Source organism: Cellvibrio sp. PSBB023, assembly GCF_002007605.1.
In the GTDB taxonomy this organism is placed as follows: domain Bacteria; phylum Pseudomonadota; class Gammaproteobacteria; order Pseudomonadales; family Cellvibrionaceae; genus Cellvibrio.
Map to the genome: position 1 here is coordinate 2821819 of NZ_CP019799.1, position 13810 is coordinate 2835628.

Annotated in this window: 13 protein-coding genes; 2 read left to right on the top strand and 11 right to left on the bottom strand. The window is 54.8% G+C overall.

The annotated features are described in order from the left end of the window. Positions 1-40: 40 nt before the first annotated feature. Complete coding sequence (locus tag B0D95_RS12345) at positions 41-835, bottom strand: 1-acyl-sn-glycerol-3-phosphate acyltransferase (RefSeq protein WP_078044167.1); 795 nt, start codon at positions 833-835, stop codon at positions 41-43. Continuing rightward, positions 832-1800 carry a hypothetical protein gene (locus B0D95_RS12350; protein WP_078044168.1) on the bottom strand — a complete coding sequence of 323 codons (969 nt, stop codon included), beginning with the start codon at positions 1798-1800 and terminating at the stop codon, positions 832-834. The genes B0D95_RS12345 and B0D95_RS12350 overlap by 4 nt, the downstream gene beginning before the upstream one ends. A 185-nt stretch (positions 1801-1985) precedes the next feature. Here B0D95_RS12350 and B0D95_RS12355 point away from each other — a divergent pair, with 185 nt between their 5' ends. Together B0D95_RS12355 and B0D95_RS12360 are read left to right on the top strand one after the other, a co-directional pair. Continuing rightward, the gene (locus tag B0D95_RS12355) at positions 1986-2255 is read left to right on the top strand and encodes a phosphopantetheine-binding protein (RefSeq protein ID WP_078044169.1); all 270 of its coding nucleotides are present in this window, start codon (positions 1986-1988) and stop codon (positions 2253-2255) included. Between the two features lie 15 nt (positions 2256-2270). Next, on the top strand, positions 2271-3641 hold the full coding sequence (locus B0D95_RS12360) for an AMP-binding protein (RefSeq protein ID WP_078044170.1): 1371 nt from the start codon (positions 2271-2273) through the stop codon (positions 3639-3641). 19 nt (positions 3642-3660) lie between these two features. On the opposite strand, the gene B0D95_RS12365 is transcribed toward B0D95_RS12360, so the two are convergent. The 9 genes from B0D95_RS12365 to B0D95_RS12405 all read right to left on the bottom strand — a co-directional run bounded on the left by B0D95_RS12365 (position 3661) and on the right by B0D95_RS12405 (position 13742). Further along, positions 3661-5265 carry an NAD(P)/FAD-dependent oxidoreductase gene (locus B0D95_RS12365; RefSeq protein WP_078044171.1) on the bottom strand — a complete coding sequence of 535 codons (1605 nt, stop codon included), beginning with the start codon at positions 5263-5265 and terminating at the stop codon, positions 3661-3663. A gap of 3 nt (positions 5266-5268) precedes the next feature. After that, positions 5269-6102: a beta-ketoacyl synthase chain length factor gene (locus B0D95_RS12370; RefSeq protein ID WP_078044172.1), complete on the bottom strand. Its 834-nt coding sequence runs from the start codon at positions 6100-6102 to the stop codon at positions 5269-5271. Then, the gene (locus B0D95_RS12375) at positions 6099-7310 is read right to left on the bottom strand and encodes a beta-ketoacyl-[acyl-carrier-protein] synthase family protein (protein ID WP_078044173.1); all 1212 of its coding nucleotides are present in this window, start codon (positions 7308-7310) and stop codon (positions 6099-6101) included. Before B0D95_RS12375 ends, B0D95_RS12370 begins: the two co-directional genes overlap by 4 nt. Before the next feature lie 144 nt (positions 7311-7454). Further along, on the bottom strand, positions 7455-8615 hold the full coding sequence (locus B0D95_RS12380; protein ID WP_078044174.1) for a DUF3570 domain-containing protein: 1161 nt from the start codon (positions 8613-8615) through the stop codon (positions 7455-7457). Continuing rightward, positions 8602-8826, bottom strand: coding sequence for a DUF4266 domain-containing protein (locus B0D95_RS12385; protein ID WP_078044175.1), 225 nt, complete (start codon positions 8824-8826; stop codon positions 8602-8604). The genes B0D95_RS12380 and B0D95_RS12385 overlap by 14 nt, the downstream gene beginning before the upstream one ends. Next, positions 8823-9326 carry a TlpA disulfide reductase family protein gene (locus tag B0D95_RS12390; protein WP_078044176.1) on the bottom strand — a complete coding sequence of 168 codons (504 nt, stop codon included), beginning with the start codon at positions 9324-9326 and terminating at the stop codon, positions 8823-8825. The genes B0D95_RS12385 and B0D95_RS12390 overlap by 4 nt, the downstream gene beginning before the upstream one ends. Before the next feature lie 35 nt (positions 9327-9361). Then, complete coding sequence (locus tag B0D95_RS12395) at positions 9362-10024, bottom strand: outer membrane beta-barrel domain-containing protein (protein WP_078044177.1); 663 nt, start codon at positions 10022-10024, stop codon at positions 9362-9364. Beyond that, positions 9994-10776 (bottom strand): SH3 domain-containing protein, encoded by a 783-nt coding sequence (locus B0D95_RS12400; protein WP_078044178.1) that lies wholly within the window; start codon positions 10774-10776, stop codon positions 9994-9996. Before B0D95_RS12400 ends, B0D95_RS12395 begins: the two co-directional genes overlap by 31 nt. Positions 10777-10868: 92 nt before the next feature. Continuing rightward, positions 10869-13742 carry a PD40 domain-containing protein gene (locus B0D95_RS12405; protein ID WP_078044179.1) on the bottom strand — a complete coding sequence of 958 codons (2874 nt, stop codon included), beginning with the start codon at positions 13740-13742 and terminating at the stop codon, positions 10869-10871. Between the last annotated feature and the right edge of the window lie 68 nt (positions 13743-13810).

A 13810-nucleotide genomic window follows, 5' to 3' on the forward strand; every position in this document is an offset into this window, starting at 1 on the left:
GCATCGCGTTTAACACGACCGGCGCGGGATTATACAAGCTTTAAGGCTTGTTCTGCAGTGCATGGTGCAAGCGGCTGTTGAGCTCATGGTGTAAACCTCTGTGCAACGCCGCGGTAAGTGCACGCGCTTGCAGGCCGGGCGGCTGAGTCCTGTCCACTAGAGCCTCCAACCTCATCAGCGGCAATACACGCAAGACAAAATGCGGCGCACGCACGGGGATGTGATACCAGGGCTCACCTTTGCGCAAGGTCATGGGCTGGCAGTCGATCATCACCGGCAGGAGCGGGCAGTTTGCGGCCAGTGCGATATTGGCCGCGCCGCGCTTGAGGATGAGTGTATCGCCCTGGGTGCGCGTGCCTTCGGGGAAAATCATCAGGGTTTCACCCGTGCGCAGGGCGGCAGCGGCTTTCTCCACCAGCTCCACCCCCACCTCGTCATTGGGAATATAACCGGCGAGGGACACAATCCAACAGGTAATAGGGTTATGCGCCATAGCGGCTTTGACAATAAAGGTCGCATTGGGCATCACCGCCATTAACAACACCGCATCCAACAGCGTGGGATGATTGGCGACGACTAAAACACCCGGCTGTTTGAGCGCGTCCACGCCATCAAACTCGACCGTAAACAACCCCAAGCCGCGCATGATACGCACATAAAGCCACACCCAACGCTGGATAGAGTGGCGGGCTAACTGGCGCCGACGCGTCTCGGACCAGGGCAATAGCCGGATCAGCGGCGCCAACAAGAGCGCTAATAACAGGGCGCCCACCCCAAACAGTGCAAAGGAAAATGCTGTCGCCAGCAGGCGCCAACAACGATTGAGCTGGCTCATAGCCGGGGTGAAGCCAAGGCTTCAACCTCAACCAGCAGTTGGCTGCGGCAGATATCCGCATGGATAAAGTTCACTGCCAATGCTGGCAGGCGCGCCGCGAAAAAAGCGCGCGCAACCGCCAAATCCTGTGGATGACGAAGATAGACACGCACCCCGCTCAGCTCGCTCTCGCCCTGCCCAACATGCACCAACAAGTGCTGGATATTGTCGAGCGTAATCGTCAACTGCTGCTCCAGATCGCCCACCGCTTGGGTGTTGTGACCGATGATACTGGCGGTGCCGGAGACAAACACCTGCTCCTTGCTGCGTAGCGCAAGACTGGTGGCACGGGCAAAGCTGGGACTGGTTGGGCCGTATTCACGCGGGTATTGATAAGCCGGTTGCTGGCGTGGATTTTCGTGGTGCACGCCGGAATTGCGCCCGGCCAGCAAGTAAATCACCGCGCCCTTGGTGTGGTGCCCGAGCGCCGAAGCGGCGGGATATTCCTGCGGCGCCACATGGTAGTCATCAAACGCACGCTGGCGCCCCACGCAGAATTTTTTGTATTCCTCGCGGTCGCCATCGCCATTGTTGATATCGGGCATGAAGTTCCAGATGCGGAAGGGATAAGGAAAGCCCTTGGCTTGGATTACGCGGAACAAACGGCCATAGGCCACTTCGGTGGCGGCCTCTATGTCGCTGCAATCCTCAGGGGCAATCCAGGTGGCGACGCAAAGCACATCCTCAATCAAGCTCCACTGGCAGTGCTCATCGGTGCCGCGCTCGGCGATGGAATCGCCATAACGAATGACTTCCCAGGGCTTGTCGCACAGCGACGGCATGCCCAGCGGAATAATGCCCGGTTGTGCTCCTGCAACGCAGGCATCGCCAAAGCTCACCAAGGCCAGCACGCCGGGCTGAGCCAGCAGGTGGGCGGTATCAGGCACCGCATTGGCGGGTAAATATTCCTGGCGAAGCATTGGCATAGCAGTGTCTTATCGTAAAGGCTAAATGACGTGAAAGGCCGCGAGTTTACCCAAAAACACCCGCCACGTTAAGGTAAGTCTCTGGCATGTCGGATGATTTTGGTGCACAAAGCCGTTAAACTGCGCGGCTTTTCATCGACAATAGGTCGATTACACCGAACCACCACAATAACTCCGAGGTACCTATGTCTGCGCAAACCGCTGCCCAATTGGAAATGGCCGAATTACTGGTAGAAGCACTGAATCTGGAAGATATTGCGGCGAGTGAGATAGCACCGGACGAATCCCTGTTCGGCGACGGCCTTGGGCTGGACTCGATTGATGCACTGGAAATCGCCCTGGCCATTTCGCAAAAGTACGGTGTGCAAATGCAAGCCGACGACGAGCGCACCCGCAAAGCCTTTGCCACCCTCGCCTCGCTGACCGAGTTCGTCCAGAACAATAGCGGCAACTAAGCGCTAAGGCTCGCCATGCGCACTGCCGAGTTGGAATACCTGCCGCTGCTGGAACGCCGTAGCGATGATTGTTTTGCCCGGGTCAGCACCATGCTGCCCGCGCTGGGTTTGCAACCGACAGCCGTCCGTGTGGACGAGTTTATCGGGCAGGTAAAACGCCTCGCGGCGCGCTTGCCTGAAGCGGGTTACACCATCAATCTCTGCGATAACCGCTACTTATTCACTCTTGGTTTTTGCGCAGCACTGGTACGCGGGCAGACCAACCTGCTACCACAAAACCGCGCCACCGCCACCCAGACGCTGCTGCGCGAGCAATATCCCGACAGCTATGTGCTGCACGATGGACTGGACAACCTGATCGCCCCCTGCCCAGCGTTCAACCTGAATCAGATAGATTTGCGCGGCGAACCCGAGTGCGATGTTCCGCAGATTCCCGCCAGCCAGCTGGCCGCCATCGCCTTTACTTCCGGCTCCACCGGCCAGCCCAAAGCCAACCTTAAGCCTTGGCATACCTTTGTCACCAGCAGCCGGATGAACGCGAAGGAAATGCTCGGCAGCGATTATCACAATACGCTGCGTTTTGCCTTGGCGACCGTGCCCGCCCAGCATATGTGGGGACTGGAGACGTCTCTGCTACTGCCGTTGTTTGCGCGCCTGTGCATTAGCGATCAGCGTCCACTATTTCCATTGGATGTCGCCAACGCCCTGCAACAATTGCCTGCACCGCGCTTGCTGATCAGCACACCGGTGCACTTGCGCGCCTTGGTATCCAGCGGCGTGACTATGCCGGAAACGGAGCAACTGCTCTGCGCCACCGCACCTTTATCCACCGAGCTGGCGCAGGCAACTGAAGGCTGTTTTGGCGGCGATCTGATTGAGGTTTACGGTTGCAGCGAAGTCGGCTCTATGGCGCGCCGCCGCACGGCGCACGGCGATGTGTGGCGGCTATTTGAAGGATTGGAGTTTGCTGAGGAGTTAACAGTGATTCGCGGCAGTCACTTGCCGCAGCAGCAACCGGTGCAGGATCGCATCGAAACTAGCGATGGCCGCGCTTTCCGCCTGCTCGGGCGCAGCGACGATATGATTGAAATCGCCGGAAAACGCGGCTCGCTACAGGAAATGAACAAACTCTTATTGGCCACACCGGGCGTGGTGGATGGTGTGGTATTTATGCCCGAGCCAGGCCAGCAAACCATCACCCGGCCAGTGGCCTTGGTGGTGGGCAATGGTATTACCAAACAACAACTCAGTACCCGTTTTGCTGCCCATTTGGACCCAGTGTTTATGCCGCGCCCACTGTTACTGGTGGATGCCCTGCCGCGCGAAGATAACGGCAAATTGCCACGTGCGAAGCTGCTGGCGTTTTACCAGCAGTTGCGCAGCTAATAGCCTCACTCCAGAATTTTCAGCCGCCATTCCCTAATATCTTCAACCGATAGTCACCCAACAACTCGCGCTCGGCAGCGCTAATGTCAAGACTGGGCATTTCCCCCAACATATCCCGCACAGCTTCGGCCACCTGTTCGACTTTCGTCATATTGCACGCAAGTTCGTCCGCTAACGGCAGCTTGGAGTCTTCCATCAATACCTTGTTAAAAAACTGCAGGCAGGGGATTTGGTATTGATCCATAAACACGCCGCGATTAGGCAGCTGCAAGCGGCGCTCGGCACGTTGGCGGAACAGGGCCTGGATCGATTGATTCAGTTGCTGCGCCTTGTGCAGCTCGCCCGCCAGTGGGCGAATACGTTCAAAGTCGCAAAGCGCATCGCGGAAATACAGCAGCGAGAGCACGCCCCAGTAGTAGCTGTAATCCCACAGGAGTTTTAAGCCCATCATCACCCGGTCACCAAAACCACCGTATTGACCAGTGTAGAGCGACAAGGTGTTTTGGTAGATGGAACGCAGCAGGCGCTCATAGACGACCGTTTGCACGCGGATGTCTTGCCCGCGCCGCTCCTCGATGATAAGCGAGCAAATAAATCCGTTGGCGAAGGCGATAAAGTCGCTGCCGGGCGAGTAAAAAGGATCGGCAAAAACACCGGCCTCGCCTGCCACCGCCCAACGCTGGTCGCTGAACAGTTGTTTGCAATCGTAGGAATAATCCTGCAGCACCACAAAATCGAGGAATCTGGCATCGCCAATCGCCACTGCACAGCGCGGTTGATGCTGTGCCAGCCATGTCATGGCCGAGGTTTGGTCGCTAATTGCAGCGGCATCAAACGCGAGATCATCCATCACTATGCCGATACTGGTTACACCCGAGGCAAGCGGGATAATCCACACCCAGTAACCGGGTCCCACCAGGTGATTGGTGCTCAGCCAGCGGCGCCCTTCGGGCATACAGCGGGCGTGCCATTCGGGACTATTGCACCAGTCGTCTAGGGTAATTTTGCGATCCACTCGAAACCAGATGGCGTTGGATTTGTGTTCGTTTTTGGCGGCGAGATTCAAGTGATTTTTTAGCAAACCGGCGCGTCCAGCGGTATCCACCAGCCAGTGGCTGATTAGGGTTTGCTCGCCAGCGGCGGTGCGAATCACCAGTTGTTTGTCATGCGCGGAATCGGTCTCAACTCTGGTATCCAATTGCAGGATATCGGCTTGGTCTATCAGGGTGACGCCCAGTGCGCGCACCTCATCGGCGAGGTGATTTTCAATATCGCCACGGTCGATTTGGTAGGTGGGAATACCAAAGGTTTGGCTGGCGCCCAGCTCGTCCTGTTGGGCAAAGTCATCGGCTGGCGCGCCAAAGAAGATACGGATACCAAACTTTTTGAGGTGATTTTCCTTGAGGTGCTGCATCAACCCCAAATGATGCGACAAATAGTGAGAACCAATTTCCACCGTGGATTCGCCGACTTTGGCAATGGCGCGCGGGCGCGGAAAGCCCTGCTTTTCCACCACGACTATGGTCAATTCGGAATTCGCCTGTTTTAGCTGCTTGGCCAAACCCAAACCGGCCAGACCGCCGCCGGCGATAATCACATCCCAATAAGACAACTTTTGAGTCATCACCTAAAAACTCACATCAAGATTAAGCGCGCGGGCCGGGCTGAGGGCAAAACGGCTCTGCCCAGGCGTTTTTACAGCCAGTTGTTGCAGCAACCCGAGCACTTTGGCGGCAGGGTTATCGCGGTACAAATTGCCCAACAACTCATGGGGTAACACAGGAATGGAAGGTGTTGCAGCTGAGTCATCGCTCATGGTCAAGCGCGCAAGGGGAGCCGCTGCCGAGCCAGCAGGCACAATCAGCAGCGCGGCCGCAAAGCTATGTTCGCAGGCGAAAATTTGGCGATAAGCATCGTGCGCGGCGGTATCAAACAGGGTCACCAGTACCGGCTCGCTGTGTTGCTGGCACTGGATCATCGCCTCCAACAGCGCCAAACCGGCGGTGTTCTGATAGGCAGCGATGGAGTTGGCGGACTTCATACAGCCGGTGCTGATTGTCCAATACCCAGCAGCAGCGTTATGCACCGAATTGTGGAATTTCGTCGGCGATAACTGCTTTTCGGCGGTGGTGAGCACCCGACACATATAGTCGGTAATCTCGGTATCGCCCAAACCCGAGCCAAATACGCAGGCCACATCGCTGGATGCCAAACCCGCTTGCTGCAAAGCCTGCCAGCTCACCTCAACAGCGGCGCGCACCGGTAAGGGCGCACGGCGGCGTTCGTTAGCGGGGATAATTTCTGGTTTAGGCACTTGGGTTGCCCACTGCAAATCCTCACCAATGGCTGGATTGGCAAACAGCGCCTGCAGCTCGACCCAGTTATTAAACGCTGGCCCCCAAGCGCCAATGCCGACCAAATCTACCGCTATGTTCGCGGGGTTGTTGTGTGACGCACTCATATTGCCACCTCCACACGGCTAAAAATCAGGCAGGCGTTGTTGCCGCCAAAGCCGAAGGAGTTGCTCATTACATGGGTTAGGTCTGCGGTTTGGTTGGCGGCGCTCATGCTGATGGCGATCTCAGGGTCAACCTGCGTCAAGTTCAGAGTTCCCGGCACCAAACCGGAGCGCAGCGCCTCCAGCGCAAAAATGGACTCCAGAATTCCCGCCGCCCCCAAGGTGTGCCCGGTCCAGCCTTTGGTGGAACTGGCCAGCGTGGACGCAGGAAACATGGTGCCAACCAGATTGCCTTCAATATGATCATTAGCGCGACTGGCAGTGCCGTGCAGGTTGATATAGTCGATTTGCGCCGGTACCAAACCCGCCTGTTCCAGCGCCTGCTCAATCGCCAAACGCGCACCCTCGCCTTCGGGGTGCGGGTGAGACATATGGTGTGCATCCGAGCTTTCGCCGTAACCGCTGACCTGAATGCCTGCGTGCTCAATGCCTTGGGCGTCGCTGCCGCGTACAAGAATTGCAAAGCCAGCAGCTTCACCCAGGTTGATGCCATCGCGCGTACCATCAAAGGGACGGCAAGGGGATTCAGACACCAACTGCAGCGAGTGGAAACCGTAAAGCACGCTCTGGCAGAGAGTATCGGCACCGCCGACCAAGACCGCGTCCACAATACCGGCGCGCAACCAGCGAGCGGCGGTAGCAAAGACTTTGGCAGAGGAGGAACAGGCGGTATTCACCGTCATATTGGGGCCATCCAACCCCAACAATTCAGCAACAAACAAACCCGGCGCATGCGGATTCAATACCTGCTCTTGCAGGAATTGCGGCGGCAATTGGCCTTGCGCATCCAGTTGGCGATAAGCCTCTTCCGAGCGGTCAATACTGGATGTGCTGGAACCCATCACCACACCGATGCGCGCCGAACTAAAACGCTCAACCAATTCGGCAAGCGATTGCTGCAACGAGCCCTGCTGTAACCCCAAGGCGATGAGCGCATTATTGCGGCTCTTCCACTGCGCTAACGCCGGCGAAAAAACGTATTCATCAATAGCGGCGACGCGGCCAATCCAGGTCGGTAAATCACAGCCGGGGAAATCGTTGGCACGCAAGCCGGAGCGTTGATTCGCAAGCGCTGCACGCAGTTCATCCATCCCGCTTCCTGCGGCGCAGGTCGCGTCATAATCGACAATCACTATCTGCTCGGGGGACACAGTTCACTCACTTTTAGTAGCGGAAGAGTAATACGGCCATTACCTACAACGGCCCAAATGGCTCGGGATTATAGAGACCGAGGCGCAAAATATCACCCTTACGGGCGATAGCTTGCGCCGGATCAACAGCGGGAAACTGCGGAGTTAAAACCAAAACGACAAATAAAAGCGGATCACATCTGCCTGCAAGCTGTACAGTGGTTCGCTACCAGCGGCGAACTCGGTGGGCGATACACGGGCATCGCGGAAGTCGTCGTAGTCGATATTGAAGTGATCCCAGTAGAGATTAACGGTGCTTTTTTGAAACCAGGGAATAGTACCCGCGGGCATTTTATAGGTGACGCCCAAGCCAAGTACTGTGGATGAAAACGGACTCAGCTCTTTGTCGCGGGCGAGATAGTTTTGTGCATTGCGAAAGGGGAAGAGATCCTCATAGAAATCTGCCGCCGTTTGCTTGTACATGCGGTATTTCACCTCAAACAAAAAGCGTTCGCCGTAGGGATGCAAATAACGCAGTTCGGCATTCTCGGCATCAATTCCCCAACTGTCCGAAAATTGACGAAGCTCAGCGCGCAGCGAAGCGCGGTAAGGTAAAAAATAAATAGCGCGCAGCCCAACAGCATCGCTATTGCGCGTGTGGGGATACACTTCCGTTTGGTAGGCGTACCCGCCGGTTCCCGTAAGATAGCGCACAGAGCGATAGGGGTTATTCAAACAACTTTCTGTATCCGCCAGGTTCAAACACTGATCGGTCGCCGAATCAAAACTGAGTGAGGCCAATAGATTTTTAGTGATGATTTGCGATGCGTTAATGCTGTACTTACGCCGCTGCAAATCGCGCTTGTAGGTCGGGTCTGTATTTTGGCCAACAACGTCCTCGCCTAAACTCACACCAAAACCCAGCGTGGTTAAATCACCGAAAAAACTTTGATCTATACCAAAGCTGTAGGTAGTTGCATCGTAGTCATTTTCTTTACTGCTGACGTAGCCAACCGAAATGGTTGAGCGGTCAATCATGTATTGCGCACTCAGCCCCTGTTCTTTGCGCTCTTCGCTGTAGGGGCTTGCAGTGGCCTCTACGTCGATCGACGCACTACTCACCATATCCACATAATAATTGGCGGCGACAGATACCGAACTGCCAATACTTTTGCGTACTAAAATAGAGGGGCCATCAATTTGTGCGCCGCCACCATCGTAACCATGATAAAGCACATCGATGCGTTCATCCGGCAATACCGCTGCCTGCGCGATACTGGCCGCCAAGGTAATACCTAAAATCAGCAGGCGATTAATTACAGCCACAGCCACCTCCCGATGCGCCATCACCGCCGCGCGCGGCTTCGCGCGCATCATAAACGTGATGCAAATAACTACCCGCTACCGGATCACGATCAAAACTCATGATTTCATCCGCAATTTTTTGGCGTTCATAGGGTTTGACCCACGGCTTGATGGGGCTACAGGCGGCGATGCACAACAGCATCGCCAGCAGCAGGGAGAGGCGCGCTATCATTCTTTAATCAGCTCACGGATTTGGTCGCGGTATTTATTTTCGTCGCCCGGTTTGTAGCCGCGATTCACGAAACGAATTTCACCTTTTTTATCGATTAACACCGTGGTTGGCATAGCGTCCACGTTGTAAAGGCTGCTCGCTTTGCTCTCGGCATCATACAAAATCGGGAAGGTAACACCGAGCTGCTGGATAAGTTTTTTTGCATCGGTATTGTCCTCTTCCACATTCACGCCATAGAGCACGAAACCGGCACTGCTGTAGCGTTTGGACATTTCATCCAACAGTGGCATTTCCTGACGGCAGGGGCCGCACCAGGAGGCCCAGAAATTGAGCATCACTACCTGACCGCGCTGTTCTGCCAAACGCACATTTTCACCGCTGCTGCTGGGCAAGGTGAAATCCGGCGCAGGTTCCGCCATAGCGACGAGCGAACTCAAACCCAGTGCAATTGCGGCGGCAATCGTTGCCATTTTTTTATGTAACAGTCTGTGCGATACCATAATCAACTCCACATCGATTCAAAAAAAATTCTGAATTAGAAAAATACTGACAGGCCTAAACGCGACTCCAAATTGGTAATGCGTTTTGCCTCACCAAACAGCTCATGTTCAAAGCTGTGCCCGCGCATACTTAAATCCAGCGCCAACCAGTCGGTGGTGTAAAAGCGCAAACCCGCGCCGATGGTGGTAGTGAAATAATCTTTTGCGGCAAAATCGGTATTGCCTGCACCCGCCATCAAATAAAAGTGATTGTTGAAGGTCCACTTATCCGACATAAAAATTTGGCCGTGCAAAAAATTGTAGCCCAGCGACACGTTGTAATACGCCAGATCGCGTTGATCTCCGGTCAAGAGTTCAACGCCGCCACTCAATAATTCGTAGCTGGTCTTTTGTGTTTTACTGGTGCCATAGGCCGCCTCCACAAAAAAGCTTTCGGTGATGTGATAGGCGAGCGTAAAACCGGCCACTCCGTTGGTGCCGAAATCTTCTATGGATAAAAATCCGTAAAACACCCCCAGCTCAAAATTTTCCGTATCCAAATCGTCTTCTTTAATGTGGCGACGTTTAATATCGGGCGTGATGACCTGCTCCAGCTCATCCTCATCGCTGCCTTCATCTTGCGCGAATGCAGGTTGGGTGATGCTGAAAATCCCAAGCAGCAATGCGCTTAGAAAAAGACGTTGAAACCGAGTTTCCATTCATTAACCTCTTCGTTGGTATTACGACTGGTGAGCACGTAATGATTGGTGTAATCCGCGCGCAAAAACAGGCGCCCGGTGAGATGTACATAAGCGCCCAGACTGGCTTGCATCACATTGTCATCGCGGTCTTCTGTTTCGACCAGCGTGGCACTGGGAAAGGTTTTGATCTTACCGCTGCCAACACTGAAAAAGGGCGAGACCCGCCATTCGGGAAAGGGTTGAAAGAGCACAGCGGCAGCGAGGATCTGACTATCCGAAAACTGGCCGGTATTTTCCCCGTAGCGCACTTCTGCCGATAAATTTTTAGTGAAGCGATACCCTAAATTAATGGTCAAGCTGTCTGCACCGGCAAAATCGCCATAGGCAGCGCCCAACTCAAAACGATCCACCAAATAATCCGCTTGCTGGTTGTCGGGGAAATCCGGCTTGCTGCCATCGGGTGACAGGGTGAGCTTCATGTCGTCGCGTTTAATCCAGCCTTCAAGGTCGCGTTTGGTTTTGATTTTGATCCAATCGGTGCGGCTGTATAGCAGGGTGATGACTTCTTCGCGCTCGACCACATGGAATATTGGGTAGCCGCGCCCTGGGCCGGAATACACATTGATAAAGGCATCGTCCACGGTGACTTGCAGTGGTTCATCGGCGGAAAACCAATTAAACCACTGCGCCTGTGTAGGCAGCGCTACACAGAGCAACAAGCTCATTACTAGATAGCGCCCTTTCAGGATTCTGCGTGCACTGGCAATCATGCCTTGGTCTCAATTGTTGTGGTGATGATTCTTGTCATTGTTGTTTTGCTTTTTTAGTTGGGCTCTTTAGTTAAGTTCTTTAGTTAGGCTCTTTAATTAGGTAAAGCCAACTCAAACGGGTTGGTGTAATAGCGGCCATTGGTATCCAGCCACTCGGAGAGCAGTTTTAGCTCCGCCGCGTTCAAGAATCCCATATGCGTGCCATTGTTTTCAAATTTATTAAAGAAGGTACCACTGGCTCGCGCACCACCTCGACTCATCGGCGGCGGCAGGAAGCCGGTGTTCACCATGCGCGGCACGGGATTGCCCATGGCATCCAACTGCAATTCACCGGTTTCTTCATTGGCGATTTCAAACGGACAATTGGCGACACCTTCACAGGTAGGCACGCCGTCATCATCCAGCAATACGTCGCACTGGGGAATGAAATCGTAGTTGTCTTCAAATTCGCACACGGGCAGCAATACCGCCAGACTGCCTTCGTAAATAAATTGAATTTGCCGCTGGTTGCCGTTTAGCAATTGCAAATAGGCGCGCATTTGGCTGTTGGCATTTTCTTTGGTACGCAGCAGATTCAACTGTGCTGAAGGCACCTGCAAATTGCCGTCGGCATCCGTAGGTGAGTGACAGGCGACGCAGGTATTGGCGGTTTTATCGATCATCAACTCTGGATCTGTAACCGTCATAGGGTCGCGCTCGCGCTCCCACAGCGGCTGGATGTGATACTCGTAATTAATCACTACCCGACAATTGGCATTCCAACTGGATTCTTCACGACAGGCTTCAGGTGTTGGTGCAGGAATTTGATCAGCATTAGCGCCGGGAATAAGAGCGTTGTACTCAATATTAATCGTCTCTGCACGCGGCACCCCAGGCGCAGCCCATTCATCCCGAAAAAATAGATCGACGTTAGGATTACGCAGGTTGCGTTCCTGACCTGGGCCAGCCATGTCATAGCAGGTAGTTCCATCCAAAGGATCTTCACAATAGGTAGAACGAGCAGCAAATTCGGCCATCGTCTCACCAACACTTGGTGTAACAAAGATACCCAATGGCAAATAACGCTGTGTATTGGGGAAATTAATGCCTAGTGAACCATTATTTAAAGCACTTGCTTCGAGATCTTTACGACCATGCACCGCTGTGGTGTTGGTGGCAGCATGACAACCATTGCACGTCATTTTTTCACCCGGGCGCAATTGCAAATAGGTGTTGTGGTTAGCGCTGATTTGGCGGCCATTGCGGTCGAGGATTTCCAGTGAAAAGGCAACATCGGCAGGCACTGTCACCATCACCGAACCATCGGCCTCCACAGGCGCATAGCCGAGGATTTCCTGAATGCCGTTATTAGCGTTGAAAAGGTTGCCGTAAATATTGTCATCCTGATCGTCCAGGGTATCGTCATCGGCGCGGGAGACGGCTTTCACCAAACGGATAAAGCGGGCGGGACGTTGGTCGACAGGGCGGGCGATCATCGCCTGCAAATCGGCGGCGCCGGAGTTCATGGCATTAAAGGCGCCGTCCAGATCATAAACACTGCGGATATGCAGCAAGCCGAGGTTGCGTGCGGCGAGGTCAGGGTCAGTGGCTGGTGCGATGTAGGTCGGGTTGTAGGCGTTCTGTTCCAGCGCCAAGGCCTCGGTAAATACCTTGTCATTCTCCGCCAATACCACGGGCAATTGGGTTTGGTTGTTCAGGTCGTAAATCCACAGGCCATAAAAAGGTGGCGCCTCTTCATAACCTGCCACCGGCACACCATCAACCAAAAGGGTTGGCAAGCAAGGCTGCAAGCGCTCGGTCGCCGTTTCCAGCAAGCGGCATTGGCTCCAACTGACCAGCAGGCGATTGGTGCCATCGTAAAGTGGCGACAGGGATGCAAAACGGCCGTGCAGGGAGACCAGATCCGTTGCGATATTCACCGGTTTAATCGACAGAGATTGCACCTGCCCTTCCAGCGCGGCAGCGCCATCGACCACTACCATATCGCCACCCAGTTGCAGGCCATTTTGCACATAGATGGCGGCAAGACGACCATCGGGCAACACTTGTGGACGCAGCAGGCGCGGCACTTCGGTCACCCCCTCAGGGAGTTCCTCCGGGTTGAGGCTGGCATCACCAAAGTAGCGCTGCACATCGGTGCCATCGGGATTGGCGCTGTAAAAGCTGAGGCGCTCGCCGCTCCAGCGCAGGAACACCAACCGGCCATTGGGCATGACTTGCGGCTGCAGGTCGTGGCTGAGGTGATAACTGAGTTGCTGAATGTCAGTGCCGTCGTCTTTTACGCTGTGCAGCAGAAAACTGGTGATGTCGTTGTCCTGCTGGGTGACGGCGCCGAATTGGGGTTTGCCTTCGTCGAGCAGGATTTCCTTGCTGCGCTTTTGGCGATTGGAACTGAACAGGATGCGCCCGTCCGGTAAATAACGCGGGCTGACATCGTCACCTTTTTCCGCCTCAAAAGTCGAGCTGATCACCCGGCGCAATTGTTTGGTCGCCAGATTGTATTCCCAGATATTCCAGGTCGGCTGGGCAGGATCGTCCTCGTCCAGATCCGGGTTGAGCGGGGCGTGCATGGCAAAAACCAGACGCTTACCGTCCGGGTGGGCGGCTACATCCTTGACGTCATAATTGGGGGTTTCCGCATCAAAAAATTCATCATTTTCAAACGCGCTACGGGTGATATTCACCACCTCCGCCTGAGTCGTAGCGCGCGCTTTTACGTAAAGTTCGCCGCCGGGATTAAAACTGTCCGGCATAAACACATCGGGGTAGACCGGCTCGCCGTCTTCATCCACCGGAAGCGGGCGCTGGATGTAAGCCACGGGAATATCCACCACGACCGGATCAGGCGCTTGACCACCGTTGGAGCCGCCGCCGGAGCTGCCCCCGCCACAGGCGGTCAAGGCCAGCAGTGAGCCGAGCACCAGCCAGCGGGACAGGAAATAGGATGGAGTAACAAATTGCGTCATAGCCAGTGGCCCAGAATCCGGAAAGTCATGTAAAGAGGGTGTTGCCCTGCAAAGGGCGTTACTCATCG